Source organism: Francisella sp. 19X1-34, assembly GCF_041102755.1.
GTDB lineage: Bacteria > Pseudomonadota > Gammaproteobacteria > Francisellales > Francisellaceae > Francisella.
The window spans coordinates 1-15,911 of sequence record NZ_JBGCTX010000025.1 but is presented as its reverse complement, the minus strand read 5'-3'; the positions used below and the strand labels follow the sequence as shown (position 1 = coordinate 15,911).

Below are 15,911 nucleotides of genomic sequence, written 5' to 3'. Positions count from 1 at the left end.
CAGACGGTATATTTTGAAGTAAGTAAATACTAACAAGAAATTAAATAAAATGAAAGCACTTTTATAAAAAACTGTTTTGTCGTTTACTCACTGCCCTTTTAATGAAATTACCTTGAAATATTTTATAACGCATAAAGATTTTTCTATTTAATTATGATAAATTAACGATAATTTTTCTGAAAAAACATATCGGAAAACATAGCACTATCCCATACAAAGGAAATAAATACGGAAAGAATCTATGACTACAGCAAAAAAAGAGAGTAAAGCTGAAGAAACGAAAAAAGAAATACTTCAAGCAGCATATAAAATAGCCAAAGATGAAGGGTTTCATGCTATATCTTCTATTAAAATCATTAAAACTTGTGGATTTAGCAAAGGCAAATTTTTTCACTATTTCCCAAAGATTGAAGATTTATATTTATATATCCTTGATTGTTTTATAAAACAAACCTCCAGCGAAGTAGTATCTAAAAAAGAGCCAACTCTAAAAAAATTTGAAAATCTTAAAAATTTCATTAGTGATTATATTGACTACTTTGTTAACCTATTAAAAGAATCTCCCGAATATGCCGCTTTAATTTTTTATTTTGTTGGGCACTGTCAACATAATAAAAAATATAGAGCTAAATTTAATAATATTATTCAAACTTCACTTGATGAGTGGACAGCTAACTTTCCTGCTAAATTTACTCCTAGTCTTTCTAAGGAGGGAAAGCAACGCTTATTACACCTATTAGATACATATATTATTGGTTTATGTTTTAATTATCTTATCATTAAGGATGATAAAGTATTTGAAACTACAGTCAATGACTTTAAAAATGTGGTTTTTCATTTCTTTGACTCCCAGTCTTTAGATAAAGATACAATAGAATCAAATTAATTAGCTACTCTAAGCTTTTCTTTCTATCAAATAACGCATCCACAATAACTCTTCTGTGATACATTTTTCTTTGATGGATTCATTGCAATATAACCAATTATCAAACTTGTTAAAACATACTATAATCAGTTATCAAGATTTAGAATAGTCACATACTGATATTGTTTGAATATTATAGATTCCATTTATTGCTTTAATAAGAATCGTACCATAGGTATAAGTCACTAAAACACCAGACTCAGTCTTTGGAATATTATTATCAGAATTTGTAATTTTCGGCGTATAAACTGTCTTTGACACATGTTTTTTTCTTTTGATTATATATTTTGAAGTATATATTTTAGAGCTTAGTACATTTACAATTAGCTTAAATTTACCACCAGTATTCTTATCACACTTCTCATTATACCTCTGCACAGGAGAAATCTGATTATCAGGAGAAACATTATCATACTCTTTAGTACCCAAAATAACTATTTTTCTCTTTACAACCTTACTTTGAGAAAATTTCTTACTAGTCCCCTTCTCTTTAATATTAAGATCATACATTGTAAGCTCATTACCATGCTCACCTGGATTGTTTGCTATCTCAACCTCACTCTTTTGATTTAAACCATTAAATTTAATATTATTAGCGTTTACATTTAAGTTTTTAGAACTTATTGATGTTCGTGTTTTTGAATCTAAATTAAGAGATGAGGATAATATATCTGTCTCTCCCTGACCTTTTACATAAGAGATCGACTGGTTACCATATAGAAGTTTTGCCACATTTTTTATATAATGAGGTTGATCATTTGACAAAAACTCTAAAGACTGCTGCATAGAGTTTTTACCTGACACATCAAGCCAGTTACCGGCATTTGTTTTACCGACTAACTCTATTATAACTATGTGCTTATCTTTTAAGCTAATGCTCTTTTTTGTTTTAAAGTTGATATTTACAAAATTTTGCCTATTAAGATGCTTCATAACTAAGCTAGCATCTAAATCACCCTCTTTGGTCTTATCATTATCAATATCAAATTTTAGTTGTGCTACTACTATACTTTGGTTTTGATTTGGAAGGTTTGATTCTTTTTGGTTAAATAATGTCAACATCGAACCTTTTTTTAGTAACTTAGATTTAATATTTATCATGCACTGTATTTTATCTAAACCATTATGAGTCACTTTGCAATTTAGCTTATTTTTAAAATTAATAGCTCTAATATTTTGAAAATTCTTTTGCGAATAAACCTCTTTTTCAACTAAAGACACATATCTCAAAATTTGTTGGCTTAATGCTTGATTTTGTTTATTGATATTCACATTTACTAAAATTCTATAAAAAATCAAAAGTAAGAAAGATAAAACTGCAAGGACTATTATTATTTCTAATAAAGAAAAGCCTTTTTTTCTAGCAAACTCCAACATCAAATCATCCACCATAAATTAAATATTTACAAACTAACATGGCAGAAAGTTCTACGTCACTATAATAATACTCGCCTTGTTTATTTTTCAACATTTCTACCTTAAAGCCTTTACCAACCTTATCAACTTGGATTCCTTTACCAACGTAGTTATCATCAGAAACAATAGGTAAATCAATACGCAAATCACTCCAGCCATAGTTGTGAGTATTTTGGCTATAGTTTGTAACATATACAAATAACGAGGATTCTTGATTTTTTTTACATGTTGATGAAATTGTTGTAGATGGCTTATCACGAGTTAATGACACTTTCTGAATTTTTTGAGCATCAAAAAGTGATAAAAAGTCACTTAGATAAGTTCTTTGATTTTCACTCTGCTTGTCAAATACATCAAACCTAACATCTCCTAATTTAATTTTATTATTTGATGAAAAATAGACCTTCTCGGCATCTGCTCCAATATTTGCTTGTGAAACATCAATCTCAATATTTTTATTTGTATTAAAATATATATTATTCGAAGAGATATTAAATGTTGGTTCACCATACATCGTTATTTCTTGCTGACTCTTACTATTAGTATTTACAGATGTGATAGCTGCCATCCCTCCACCTACAAAGTCCAAATCTGTCATATTTGAGATAGTACTTTGTTGTCCACTGAAAGTCAGATCTCCTTTCATACTATTGCCCCCATCTACTCTTAGCCAAGGGTCTTTTAGCTGTTGAAACACTATTTTTATTTTAATAAAGTTTTGCTTAGCTAAGATAGAACTAACCCCACTTAATTGTTTATCCGCTAAAAAATGATTGTTTAATAATTGAGATACCCGATCAGCAATAGCATTAGACTTATCCTTATATTTTAAAGGTCCTATTTTTATATTTGCAACAAGACTATCTCTGGAGAGCCTTGTAACATATGCTTCTATACTATCTTTCTTAAGAAAAAATGATGTTAGTTCATAGTTTTTAGGAAGTAGTTTTCTAACCTTGAGCCACTTCACTCCATTTTGATAGGTTGGCCTAGATGTACTTAATGATAAATATGTCTCAACTGCGTCTACATATTGTATAAGCTGCTCAGTGGTTTGATCGGCTTCTCTTCGCAATTCCACATTTGCATAGTACCTATAATTAAGAAATATAAAAAATGTTATCACTCCCAAAATTATCAATATTTCTAGCAAAGATAGACCTTTAATTTGCGATATTTTCTTTATATTTCTAATCTGGTTCATTTCTTATATAGCTATCCAATAGTTTATACAATATCTTTACTTAATTAGGATTACAATACACAACAATTTGTAGCTGTCCCGACACTATATCATCAGGTACATTAATACTAAAGTTGTTCTGATTGACTGTTATATTTCTCTGTGAAGATGTAGGCATAGAGTATATAGTATTCTTTTTAGAAAACTTTACATCATCAACACTATCTATTTTAATTTCATCACTATATTTTTGTAAATTTATTGGTGATAGTTTTGTTAGAGCATTAAGAAGACTTGCTTCAAGCACTAAACTGCCATCTTTACATTCATCCTGATACTTGCCTTTAGAAATTTTTATTGAAGGATGGTCAGCTTTAACAAATTTGCGAGTATTAACATAAAGTATATTTACAGCATAGTCATCTAGCTGACTAAAAGGTACCTTATGAACAAGAAAAGGAACATAAAAGTCATCCATAAAAACATTAGCTTTTTTCTTAGATCCTAAATAAAGAGAACTATTTTCATTAGTAGCAAAATTTAATGAATTATATTTAAAATTAACGTTACTTGTCTTTTTATTTCCAATTTCGCTATTCTCTGATGTTAAATTAATTTGTGGAAACTTTATTGTCAACGGAGCCAAAACAGATTGATTAGGATCCATATATGATGCTATTGTTGACTTATTATTCTCCGGGTTTGCGATCAGGTTTATTGCAAATAAATTTCTTATATTTCGACTTAAGGCATCTAAACTAAAATATAAATTTGCGTAAGGCTTATTCTCACCATAGATATCTATCCAAGTATCTCCCTGATACGGTACAACTATATCGGCTAACAAGCTATTATTCTTGATGCTAAATGCAGCCGTTGCCTTTGAAGATGTCACTGAATCAATTTGCTCAAAATAGTCTTGGGTATCTAAAAATAAATCTGCCAATTCAAGCTTGCTTTTTTTCTTTGGACTTAACTTAATTTCTATATTTAAAACACCACTTTGCTTCTTAATACTCGTTTGCAAGCGACTTTTAATACTTAAATCACAAGGAAGGTAAGATCTATCTGCTAAACCACCCTTACAACCTTTAGAAGACTTTACAAACTTAGTTCCTGAATATGAGCCTGATTGTATTTTCTTATCTTCTAAGACTCTAGTTTTAACTGCTGAGACATATTCAGCAAACTTATATGAAAGGTTATCTACATAGTCATCTTTAAAGCTTTGTTTAAATAAGACAAATAAAATAGCAATAATAAAAGATAGTACTGAAATAGATATTATTAGTTCAAGAAGTGAAAAACCTCTTATTTTTCTCATCACATCAAATATTTAAGCAATAAAATAATCTAAACCCTAAGAGAAGTTTAAAACTAGCTTAGCATTATCATGACAAGCACCAGCTATATCAGAAACATTAGATGCTGCTTGGTTATCAATTTTTATTTTTGCACTTTTCATAAAATGTGTTGCTAAATCTACACAACCACCTTTTGGAATCTGGTGTAAAGTTATATTATAACCACTACCGCCATCATAATTGTTACTAGAAACATCTAATAATGACTTACTATTACTAGAGTGCCATACGGTACCAATTTTATCATCCGAGTTTTTAATAATTAATGTTGATGGTACTATACCTTGTTTTAGTAAGATCTTATTATTAAGCCCAGTATAGTCACCTCCAGTCTCTGAATATAACGAATGGATATCTTCTGATAAGATTGTTATATCATTTTCCATAGATGATGCGTCTGTTTTACCCCAGATCACTTTAGAAATTGTCATAATAGCAATTACTAGAAAAGCAATTACCGCTAACACTATCATTAATTCAACTAAACTAAAGCCTTTTTGTTCTATTTTTTTCACTAATAAATCCTTTTTGGTTTTATATAAATTCTTAATAGTCTATTAATTTTAACATATATTTCCAAAAAAACAAACCTTATGATTTGTAAATGCTTAAATATTTTTTATCCTCACGAATTAAAAATATCCTTTAAAACCTCTTCTACATAGATCCTGTAGCACCGATACCTATAGCATATATTGACCACATAAATGCACATATATATAAAGATGTTAAAAGCATTACTATAATATTCAAAGCTCCAAACTTTGCTTTGATACTTGTCATTTGGGCCTCTAAGTACTCATAAGAAAGATCTTTTAGTCCTATTTCTAGTTTACCACTATTTGTATAAATATCTATCATACTAGATATCCTACGATTAAATAAAGACACTCGAGACAACGCCTCCCCAGGATTTGTACCTTGAGATACTTTCATAATTATCATTTTAATAAAGTCTTGTAAATATGGCTTAGCCCTATCATGCATAATCATCAATGCTTTATTTAAGGAAGTTTGTTTATTTTGTAACAAAAGTGATAGTGAAATCATAAACCTAATCGCCACGATACTTTTGTAAACCGAAAAAACTGGAAAAAAATCAAACAATGAACGTCTCAAGCCCCCTTTATACCTAGGAAGCACAAGATAAAACCCCAATACAATAAGAAAAACTCCTGCTATAGAAAAAGGTAATAGATCTAGAAATCCTTTATTGAATTTATAAAAAGACATTGTAAAAGCTGGCAAATTCTTTGCTGGTATACTACTCACAATAATCGGCATAACTTTCGTTGCTGAAAAGTACATTAAACCAATAATAGCAGCGGTCAAAGATATAGGTTTCATCATACTTTTAACTATAGCTGAAGATAGCTCATTAAGCTTTGCTGAAATACTTATCATATTTTCTAATGATTGCTCTATATTACCATCTCCGGATGAGCTAAGTATCATATACTCATGGTTAGTTATATATATTTTTATAGCTTCTGAAAAAGTAAAACCTAGAGAGTTATATCTAAATAAAATATCATCTATTATCTCTACCAAATATTGTTCATTATCGAAATATTTACGTTTAAATTTAATAATAGAGACTTTTCTTCTCTCCAGATACTCACCAATATCAAATCCAGAGCCAAGCATCATTGCCATAGTTTTATAAAAATCGGCTCTCACAGCTCCACTAAACTGCATTTTTAAAAGATTAATTTTGAACTGTGAATATAAGCTATCTTTTCTTTTTTTACCAAACAATGATCTTAATCACCTATAAGTAGATTTGTAACCATATAATACAAAACTAAGCTTGTTTTGCATATAACCATTTAGTATTTTTTATACCAATAGAAAAATCCTGCTCAAAAGAGCCAACTGTTCCATGTAGTACCCATGGACAGACATCTCCATCAAACACTTTTTGCAAACCATGTTCTATAATAGTCACACCATTTAAGTTTTTTAGCCAATGCTCTCTTGCTTTTAAAATGGCATTATCTTCTAGATACTGCATAATCTGTTCATCTGGTTGTAAAACCTCAGCAACAACATTTCTGCCACTGATACCTAAACCTGAGCAACTCTCACACCCATTAGGATTCCTATATCGAACCTTATCAAGAATCGACTCTGATAAACCGTAATACGATATAATATTATCTAAAGCCTCGGATATATACTCATATTTATCAGGTTCAAATTCTTTAAACTCACTTGCTGTAATTGCACATTTTTTGCATGTCATTGGCACTAGTCGTTGATATATCAATAATTTTGCAAAAGATGTAGTCAAAACAACATCTCTATCCATACCAATAGCTATTAGTCTCTTTGCTATTTGTAAGGTGCTCTGAGCATGTACTGTTGTCAACATAAGGTGACCGGACTGAACACCTTTTTGGAAGAAATCCCCTGTGTTTTGATTTCTGATCTCGTTACACATCATAACATCAGGGTCTAATCTCATTAATGTTTTAAGCGCATTATTGTATTCAAGTGAGATCTGCTCCTCGGTCATATTTGCTGACTCATGGACAATCAGCTGACTTACACCATTTATAATATATTCAACAGGAGACTCTACAGATAATATTCTAATCTTATTTTTTGAATTACTAATAAGTTTATAAATAAGGCTCGCTAAAGATGTTGACTTACCAGAACCAGTTGTGCCAGCAAATATAATCGCTCCATCTTTTATCATTAAACTAGATTCTAGCAGTTGCTTTTGGTACTTGTTATAACCAAGAACATCTAAATTCGGGATAGCTGACTTATCAGTAGACAGTATCCTAAAAGATACTATAAATTCGTCTATAGCTTCATTTTGGCTAGTATTCATTTCGCTACTTTCTACTGGAGCACTTGCAAACCTAAGCCTATATTTTTTTCCATTAATATATCTTTCTATAATTGTCTGTTGTCTTGATTTAGGGTTAAATTGCTGATCCTTTTGTCCCTCCGATCCTTTGGCATTATATAATGCCCTAATCATACTAGTACATAGTTCACTACTAAGATTAGTATAGTACTGTATTTCACCATGAAGACGATATTCCACTCTAGCTTGAGATTTCCCAACACGATAATGAATATCTGTAACTTTCATTGCTATGGCTTCTTTAATTTGGGTATCAAAGCGTAGAATTAACTCTTCATTTTCATAGTTCTTATCTGTATCTAAACTATGTAATATCTCACTAAGAACACTTTGTCTAACAACATACGTATATGTTGGCTGATCATGCTCTTCTTTAGCTTTATTTCTTAAGATAAATATTCTATCTCTATATTGATCTTGATCACATAGATCAGAAAATATTGTCACTATTATTTTTTCTTTAGACACCTTTAAAGTTGCCTTTACTAGCACAAAAAATCTTCTCTCTTCATTCGTTATATAGAATTTAGAAAAAATATCCTTATCATTACAAAATAAAAAGCTCTCTATCAAAAAGGGAAGTTCATCTAATGACTCTAATATATTTGGATAATTATTAGTCGAATAATCAGTATCGTTTTCTTGTTTATCTAACTTTTTGTTATATTTATTTTTTAAGCGCTCTTTAAGCTTAGCATAGTTTGTTGCTAGTTTTTCCATTAGTTAAGTTCTGTTGACAAAGCCTTCATGCGGACATTTAAAATACTATGACTCTATTATATCTTAAGTGGCAGATTTTTAAATTAAAAACATCTATGACAACGCTGAAGTTAAAAGTGGCGATATAACCAAGACAATTCCTATAAAAATAATAAAATAAATACTTTTAGTACGATATTTCTTCAAATTTGGCGTTTTAAAAACAATATATGCTGGCACTAAGCAACCCAATATCCCAAAAATAGGTCCAGACAAAGGTACTAGCTTATATATTGGTGCATTAAATACTATAGAAAGCCATGTTAGTAGAAATATGATAGCCACTACGATAGTATTAAGACTAAATAATCCTTTACCTTCGATAGCTAAACCATTTTTTTTAAACTTTTCCCTCAAAACACCTCTTAAAGATTCCTCCATCCCCGCTAAGATACTTAAAAAAGAAGTCAAAATGGCACATAGACTAATAATAATTCCACAAATGTATAATATATTGTTTGATAGCCCCTGTTTCTCTAACAATATAAAAGCAGATTGATTATTTGCTGTTGCTTCTAAAGCTTGAGCTTTTGGAATAACCAAAGAAAAAGATAAGACATAAAAGCCAATAACAATAACTAACATAATAAATGCTATACTCATAGTCCTGAGCGCTTTATTTAAAATGAAGCTCTTATCTTTACAACTATAATGAGATCTATAGCCAATAACCATTGGACTTAGTGATTGAATAAATAAAATCGATGTTAATGAAAATGGTAGCATTATAATGCTTTTAGCAACAAACTCACCACCATTAGCAGGTAGCTCTAAAAGATTACTAGTTGACCATAAAGGTATCAAAGAAACAGATACTATAATAATTGCCAAAATTAATATAGCTACTAAAAATGTAGATATCCGTACAAACAGTTTCTGACTCTTGACTCCCAAAAATATTAAGACAATCATTAAAATAGCACTATATAAAGCACTCTGTTCAAGGTGTGGATTTGTCGTTAGATGGAACATATATAAGTATGATGCCAAAGACTTCGCTACAACCTCAGCATATATCACAGTCCATATGATCATCATAAGTAAATATAAAGCACCTAAAAATACAGACCACTTATCTCCCAATAGTTCAGCAACAACATCCTTATAGTCTTTAGGATGCTTAGATTCAAATAGTGTTTGTATGTAAAGTTTTTGGAAAAGGTATATCCCTGGATAGGCTATTAGAATAGATACCATAAAAACAGCAAAACCTACAACACCTACACTCACTGGAACAAGAACAATTCCAGCCCCTACTGCCATTCCTATACTAACAACTAACCAGCTTAGATCAAATTTATTAAGTTTATATAATTGAGACACAAGTACTTACAAAGTAGAAAAAACGTATATATATTTTTACATTTTTTAAGAGTTATTTAAATGAAAAGTATTTTTATAAGCTTACTGTTTCACCCACACAAGTTTACTAGTATTATACCCAAGCTCTTTGGCTTTTTTAATAAAGTCTTGTTTTACATTTTGTGGAACTGTTTTAGTTCTAGAAAGTAGCCATAAATAATCTTTATTATTACCAGCAACATAAGCATATTTATAATTATCATCTAGCTTAAATACAATATATGCTCCATAAAAAGGTCTAAAGAAAGAAACCTTTAAAAACCCTATATTTTTATTTTCAACAAACTTTGCAACACCATCTGCATAACTTCTCTTACCTGTAGAAGGAGTAACTCCACTATTTATTACCTTTATTGAACCGTCAGGATTTAAGCTGTATTGTGCATAAACATTTGTCATACCTTTCTCAAAACTATTATCAAAACGAGCTATCTCATACCACTTACCAAGATACTTGCTTGCTTGGAAGTTTTTAACTGGCTGTATATTATCTGGTTTTGTTACACATCCAGAAAGTAATAGCATTATCAAACTTATTAATATCACAAATAGCTTTTTCATATTTAAACCACTTTTTAAATTTTTTAATCTGCATACAATATAGTAAACTAAATACTTGTTATAAATAGTTAAAATTTTTTAATATTATGGAACTAAGTTACTTCGATTTTCTCAAAAAAAATGATCTTACAAACTATAAGCTATTTATTGTAACCGGAGACGAACCCCTTCAGAAGCATAATATTATTGAAAAAATAACCAAAGCGTTTAAGCAAAAGGATTTTGAAATATCTCACTATGATTTAACTGAGCAAAATCTTGATGTTTTGTACAATGAAACCGACAGTCTAAGCCTATTTTCAATGGATAAATTTATCCAATTTAATGTTGAAAAGCCTCCTCAAAAAAATCTTCAAAACGCTCTAACTGAAAATTTATTAAATGATGATGAAAATGTTTATCTACTTGCTTTTAGTGGTATGAAAAAACAAAACATTTCAGCAAAATGGTTCCAAAGTCTCGCAAACAAAGCCATACATATAAGAATATATCAACCAAATTTCACTAACGCAGTAAATATCATAGAAAATGAAGTCACAAGCTTAGGCCTTGACATCACCAGACAAGCAATAGAGCTTTTAGCGCAAAAAACTGAAGGTAACCTTATCGCCACGAAACAAATACTAAAGCTTCTATCAAGACAAAGTACTCCTTCCTTTGACGAAAATTCAATACGCCCATTTCTTCATGAGCATTCAAATTATGATGTGTTTGATCTTTCTGAAGCTATCTTGATGCAGCAAAGAGCCAAAGCTTTGAAAATTTTGAACAATATTTTAAATGAGAATGATAAGCCTCCTTTGGTATTATGGTGTCTAAAAAAAGAGTTAAGAATCCTTTCTCAACTTAAAAACACTCAGATGACATATCATCAAAAAATATTTAAAGATAACAATATATGGCAATCAAAACAGAAGTACTATACAAGTCTAGCCAATAAGATTGACTCAAATACAATATCTAAATGCTTGGAAATGTGTCTTGCTACAGACCTTTCTATAAAAGGCGCTAAAAAAGCAAATATAAAACTACAACTAAACGAAATAACTTTTCAACTCTTTAGCTAAAAATGGTTGTGTTTTACCATAATTTGTGATTTTCAATAGCCATGCTGTTACTTTATCATTTACTTTTTTTAGACACTTGAATATTATTTATATGAGCCAACAAAAGTTAAGGAAGTTAGAATAAGAATGAGAACAATAACCGTGGAATATATCTGGATTGATGGTACAGATCCAGTACCCGAGCTTAGATCAAAAGCAAGAGTTTTACCTTTTAAAGAAATTACTAGCCCACAAGACTTCCCTGAATGGAGCTTCGACGGTTCATCTACAAATCAAGCTACTGGCGATGATTCAGACTGTATAATTAAACCAGTTAACTTTGTTATTGACCCTCTAAGAGAGTGTGGTTATATAGTTTTATGTGAAGTTTATAATCCAGATGGAAAAACACCTCATAAAACAAATAATAGAGCTAAATTAAGAGAAATCTTAGAAAACACTGATGAAGAACATGAAATGTGGGCAGGATTCGAACAAGAGTATACTATGTTCCAAGATGGGCGCCCTTTAGGATGGCCAACAACTGGATTCCCTGGTCCTCAAGGCCCATACTATTGTAGCGCAGGTGCAAGCAAAGCCTTTGGACGTGACTTAGTAGAGGCTCATATGCAAGCTTGTTTAGATGCTGGTGTTTTATTCTATGGAATCAATGCTGAAGTGATGCCTGGCCAATGGGAGTTTCAAATAGGCTATAGAGGTGTTGAAGGAGAAGATGCAGGTATACTAAATGTTTCTGATCATACTCATATTGCTAGATGGTTATTAGAAAGACTGGGCGAAGAGTATGATATTACTATATCATTTGATAATAAGCCTATCAAAGGTGACTGGAATGGTGCTGGTATGCATACTAACTTCTCTACTAAGAAAACTAGAGATCCTCAACAAGGTAAGCAAGCAATAGCAGACATTGTTAAAAACCTAGAAAAAAATCACGCTAAAGATATTCAAAACTATGGATTCAACCTACATGAAAGATTGACTGGTGAATATGAGACATCTGATATGTCAACTTTCAGCATTGGCGATGCAGATAGAGGTTGTTCTATTAGAATACCTAGGCCTGTAGCATTAAAAGGTTATGGATACTTTGAAGATAGAAGACCTGGTGCAAACTCTGACCCATACCTAGTAGCTATAGCTCTTGCAACAGCAACTATCAACTAATATTTATACAAAAAACTTATCTACACCATTTTTTTCTGTAGAATACACACAATCATTATTCTTTAAAACCTACTATAGATAGAGAGGTAATATACAATGACAAGCTACTCAACTATTGAAGATTATTGCAGAAACATTTTTGATGTTATTTGTGATAAAGATGGTTTTATTACTAAAAATGTTATTTTAAATGCTTTAAGTGACTCTGGGATACTTACAGACGATCCTCGAATACATAAACTTATTACAAAACTGGATGATTTCTCACGTGTTGACAAAATTGACTTCGAAGCTTTTCTAGACTTTAGTTCTGATAGTATTAGCCTTATTGAAAAATCTATTAATAAAGGCTTTATCATTCCTGATTTCAAAGACTTTAAAAAAGAAATTATCGAAATATATAGCGAAACTAAGAAAAATGAATCCGGCCAGAATGCTAACTATATACCTCAGCTAGCAAGGATTGATCCAGATCTTTTTGCGGTAGCTTTTTGTAGTGTTGATGGCCAGATGATAACTATAGGAGACTATCTTCAGCCCTACTGTGTTCAGTCAACAGCAAAAGCAATAACTTATTGTATAGCTACAGAACTAAATGGTGAGGAAAAAGTACATAAACATGTTGGTAGAGAGCCTAGTGGTATAACCTTTAATGCTATAGCACTAAATAAATATAACCTACCGCATAACCCTATGATTAATTCCGGCGCTATTATGACATGCTCATTAATAAAACCTGAATGGAATCTTGCTAATAGGTTTGAATATATTACTCAAGTTTGGAAAGATCTTGCTGGAGGTGACTCAACTGGCTTTGATAATGCTACATATCACTCTGAGAAAGAGACCGCTGATAGAAACTATGCTCTTGCACACTATATGAAAGAAGTTGGCGCTTTCCCTGAAGGAGCAAATATCCACACAGCCTTAGACTTTTACTTCCAAACATGCTCTATACAAGTAAATGCAAAAATAATGGCAAAAATAATGGCATCAATATCAAATGGAGGTATATGCCCATTAACTAATAAGAAGGTTTTTTCTCCAACGACTGTACGCAACTGTTTATCAATGATGTATTCATGTGGTATGTATGACTTCTCTGGAGAGTATGCTTTTTCTGTTGGACTACCTGCAAAGTCAGGTGTTTCTGGTGCCTTAGTTATCGCTATACCTAATGTTGGCGGTTTTGCTATATTCTCACCGAGACTAGACTCTAATCATAACTCTGCTAGAGGAGTTGAGTTTAGTAAAAGATTAGTAGATAAATTTAGTTTTCATAATTATGACCATATAGATTGTAGTAATAAAATCAATCCTGTAGAGAATCGCATGACTGCAGAGTCAAATCTAACATTTGAGCTAATCTGGGCAGCTAGTACAGGAGATATATCAGAAATCAAAAGAGTTATTGTTTTAGGAGCTGATATTAATAAAGGTGATTATGATAAAAGAACTGCCTTACACTTAGCTGCTGCTGAAGGTCATATAGATGTAGTAAAATATCTTATCAACAAGGGAGCTGATATTAATGCTAAGGATAAACGTAATAGAAAACCGATAGATGATGCTAAAGCTAACACTCATACAGAAATAGCTGAGCTACTTAAAAAAGTCGCATCAGAATAAAAAGGACTTTATATTAATGTACTTAACCTATGTATTGATATTAATATCTCTATTTAGCTTATGGTTCAAAAAATGTAGGAACGTAGGGAATATCTTATTTCTTATATCACTAGTCCTAGCTCTTATAAGTGGGATAATTAGTTCTATTGGATTTTTAATAGTGACTCTATCGGCGATACTAATTTACCTAAGCTCTAGGCAGGAAAATAAAAAGATTATAACCATCCCTATTTTTACTATTACTGTTATATTTCTGCTTTCGAACTATATACATATTTTGCCTGGATTTAATAATATCTGTATTATCAAAAATGTGCATATTTCGTCAGATGCAATTCCTTTTTCATTATACCTAAACTACAACTCCTTAATACTTACATACCTTATTCTAATAGTATTTTCATCAAAGATTAAACTCTTATCTAAACCAAACGAAATACTTTCAACTTTAAAATTAGGGATTTTATATGGTTTACTAGCAATATTGGTATTATTACCTATAAGCTATATATTTAGCTTTGTGAAATACGATTTCAAACTAACTCACTATACTTTAATCTTCATTTTTGTAAACTTAATATTTACCTGTATTCCAGAGGAAATATTTTGGCGTGGGTTTATTCAAACAAAGATTCAAAACTATACTACTCCTACCTTATCGGTTCTAATAACCTCTCTAATTTTTGCTTCTATACATATTATTTTTGCTGGAATATTCTTTGCAATACTTGCTTTTATCGCAGGTATTATTTATGGTCTAGCATATATCAAAACTAAAAGAATCGAAGTAAGCATTATTTGTCATTATTTAGTTAATATTGGACAATTTATCTTTTTTACTTATCCTATTTTATCTAGCGCTTATCCAAATTAGTTTCAATTTATTTTAAAGATCGCCATCGTTGCTTTTAATTTCATTTTCAGATATCTTTGAGTTTATAAGCTTTAAATAGTACAGGATTGAACTAATGAGTAAATATATAAACAAGCTACTATCAATCGTTGAAATGTTTATTTTTGGCATCCGCTGGATTCAAGCCCCTATATATCTACTTTTATCACTAGTCCTATTTGGATTTATCTATGAAATATATCATGAGCTATATCATCTATTTACCTCTTTTAAGAGTTTCAATGAAGATCAACTAATCATACTTGCATTAACTCTTTGTGATGTAGTTCTTGTGGCTAACCTTGTTGTAATAGTTGTAATCAGTGGCTATGAAAACTTTGTTAGTAAAATGAATCTTGAAAAAAAAGACGGTGGCCAACCTGTATGGATAAAGAAACTTTCACCAAATGCCGTAAAACTAAAAATTGCTGGATCTATTATAGGGATATCATCAATATCATTACTTAAAAAGTTTTTAGAAGTATCTCAGACATCAAACAGAGATTTAGCATGGTCTGCGGCGATTCATATAGTATTTGTAGTTTCAGCACTACTAATTGCATTTACATCATATATAGAAGGTAAGTCACATAAAGCTAGCTATGATGATGACCATTAGAGTCTAAAGTGACCCTTTACAGACTTTTGTGTAAATTTTTCATAGGCTACCAATCCTATCTTCAAATTTAATCATAAAATGTGCAA

14 protein-coding genes are annotated in these 15,911 nt (G+C 30.8%); 6 read left to right on the top strand and 8 right to left on the bottom strand.

Annotation, left to right across the window (positions count from 1 at the left end; all coding sequences use genetic code 11):
• Positions 1–241 precede the first annotated feature (241 nt).
• A complete protein-coding gene (locus tag AB8E56_RS05490; protein WP_329478834.1) occupies positions 242–886 on the top strand; it encodes a TetR/AcrR family transcriptional regulator in 645 nt (214 codons plus the stop codon).
• Positions 887–1,018: 132 nt separating this feature from the next.
• Here AB8E56_RS05490 and AB8E56_RS05485 read toward each other — a convergent pair whose 3' ends face one another.
• From AB8E56_RS05485 to AB8E56_RS05450, 8 genes are all read right to left on the bottom strand, one after another.
• The gene (locus AB8E56_RS05485) at positions 1,019–2,317 is read right to left on the bottom strand and encodes a type II secretion system protein (protein ID WP_329478833.1); all 1,299 of its coding nucleotides are present in this window, start codon (positions 2,315–2,317) and stop codon (positions 1,019–1,021) included.
• The gene (locus AB8E56_RS05480; RefSeq protein ID WP_329478831.1) at positions 2,307–3,422 is read right to left on the bottom strand and encodes a hypothetical protein; all 1,116 of its coding nucleotides are present in this window, start codon (positions 3,420–3,422) and stop codon (positions 2,307–2,309) included. The genes AB8E56_RS05485 and AB8E56_RS05480 overlap by 11 nt, the downstream gene beginning before the upstream one ends.
• Positions 3,423–3,585: 163 nt before the next feature.
• On the bottom strand, positions 3,586–4,848 hold the full coding sequence (locus tag AB8E56_RS05475; RefSeq protein WP_329478827.1) for a prepilin-type N-terminal cleavage/methylation domain-containing protein: 1,263 nt from the start codon (positions 4,846–4,848) through the stop codon (positions 3,586–3,588).
• A gap of 36 nt (positions 4,849–4,884) precedes the next feature.
• Positions 4,885–5,403, bottom strand: a complete 519-nt coding sequence (locus tag AB8E56_RS05470; RefSeq protein WP_329478825.1) for a type 4 pilus major pilin — start codon at positions 5,401–5,403, stop codon at positions 4,885–4,887.
• A 142-nt stretch (positions 5,404–5,545) separates the two neighbouring features.
• Positions 5,546–6,646 carry a type II secretion system F family protein gene (locus AB8E56_RS05465; RefSeq protein WP_329478823.1) on the bottom strand — a complete coding sequence of 367 codons (1,101 nt, stop codon included), beginning with the start codon at positions 6,644–6,646 and terminating at the stop codon, positions 5,546–5,548.
• A 46-nt stretch (positions 6,647–6,692) separates the two neighbouring features.
• Positions 6,693–8,489 (bottom strand): ATPase, T2SS/T4P/T4SS family, encoded by a 1,797-nt coding sequence (locus AB8E56_RS05460; RefSeq protein WP_329478821.1) that lies wholly within the window; start codon positions 8,487–8,489, stop codon positions 6,693–6,695.
• Positions 8,490–8,582: 93 nt separating this feature from the next.
• The gene (locus tag AB8E56_RS05455) at positions 8,583–9,791 is read right to left on the bottom strand and encodes an aromatic amino acid transport family protein (RefSeq protein ID WP_329478872.1); all 1,209 of its coding nucleotides are present in this window, start codon (positions 9,789–9,791) and stop codon (positions 8,583–8,585) included.
• A gap of 141 nt (positions 9,792–9,932) precedes the next feature.
• Positions 9,933–10,451, bottom strand: a complete 519-nt coding sequence (locus AB8E56_RS05450; protein WP_329478819.1) for a lipocalin family protein — start codon at positions 10,449–10,451, stop codon at positions 9,933–9,935.
• An 86-nt stretch (positions 10,452–10,537) separates the two neighbouring features.
• Here AB8E56_RS05450 and holA point away from each other — a divergent pair, with 86 nt between their 5' ends.
• From holA to AB8E56_RS05425, 5 genes are all read left to right on the top strand, one after another.
• The gene (gene holA / locus AB8E56_RS05445; RefSeq protein WP_329478817.1) at positions 10,538–11,518 is read left to right on the top strand and encodes a DNA polymerase III subunit delta; all 981 of its coding nucleotides are present in this window, start codon (positions 10,538–10,540) and stop codon (positions 11,516–11,518) included.
• Positions 11,519–11,644: 126 nt separating this feature from the next.
• Positions 11,645–12,685 (top strand): glutamine synthetase beta-grasp domain-containing protein, encoded by a 1,041-nt coding sequence (locus tag AB8E56_RS05440; RefSeq protein WP_329478814.1) that lies wholly within the window; start codon positions 11,645–11,647, stop codon positions 12,683–12,685.
• A 96-nt stretch (positions 12,686–12,781) separates the two neighbouring features.
• Positions 12,782–14,314 carry a glutaminase A gene (glsA, locus tag AB8E56_RS05435; RefSeq protein WP_329478812.1) on the top strand — a complete coding sequence of 511 codons (1,533 nt, stop codon included), beginning with the start codon at positions 12,782–12,784 and terminating at the stop codon, positions 14,312–14,314.
• 313 nt (positions 14,315–14,627) lie between these two features.
• Positions 14,628–15,188 carry a CPBP family intramembrane glutamic endopeptidase gene (locus tag AB8E56_RS05430; RefSeq protein WP_329478810.1) on the top strand — a complete coding sequence of 187 codons (561 nt, stop codon included), beginning with the start codon at positions 14,628–14,630 and terminating at the stop codon, positions 15,186–15,188.
• Between the two features lie 94 nt (positions 15,189–15,282).
• Positions 15,283–15,825: a TIGR00645 family protein gene (locus AB8E56_RS05425; RefSeq protein WP_329478808.1), complete on the top strand. Its 543-nt coding sequence runs from the start codon at positions 15,283–15,285 to the stop codon at positions 15,823–15,825.
• The last annotated feature ends 86 nt before the right edge of the window (positions 15,826–15,911 follow it).

Bases quoted from the DNA above. Each gene is read 5' to 3' on its own strand.
- AB8E56_RS05460 (WP_329478821.1), bottom strand. From the start codon at position 8,489: ATGGAAAAACTAGCAACAAACTATGCTAAGCTTAAAGAGCGCTTAAAA.
- holA (WP_329478817.1), top strand. From the start codon at position 10,538: ATGGAACTAAGTTACTTCGATTTTCTCAAAAAAAATGATCTTACAAAC.
- AB8E56_RS05455 (WP_329478872.1), bottom strand. From the start codon at position 9,791: ATGGCAGTAGGGGCTGGAATTGTTCTTGTTCCAGTGAGTGTAGGTGTT.
- AB8E56_RS05490 (WP_329478834.1), top strand. From the start codon at position 242: ATGACTACAGCAAAAAAAGAGAGTAAAGCTGAAGAAACGAAAAAAGAA.
- AB8E56_RS05440 (WP_329478814.1), top strand. From the start codon at position 11,645: ATGAGAACAATAACCGTGGAATATATCTGGATTGATGGTACAGATCCA.
- AB8E56_RS05485 (WP_329478833.1), bottom strand. From the start codon at position 2,317: ATGGTGGATGATTTGATGTTGGAGTTTGCTAGAAAAAAAGGCTTTTCT.
- glsA (WP_329478812.1), top strand. From the start codon at position 12,782: ATGACAAGCTACTCAACTATTGAAGATTATTGCAGAAACATTTTTGAT.
- AB8E56_RS05450 (WP_329478819.1), bottom strand. From the start codon at position 10,451: ATGAAAAAGCTATTTGTGATATTAATAAGTTTGATAATGCTATTACTT.
- AB8E56_RS05475 (WP_329478827.1), bottom strand. From the start codon at position 4,848: ATGAGAAAAATAAGAGGTTTTTCACTTCTTGAACTAATAATATCTATT.
- AB8E56_RS05425 (WP_329478808.1), top strand. From the start codon at position 15,283: ATGAGTAAATATATAAACAAGCTACTATCAATCGTTGAAATGTTTATT.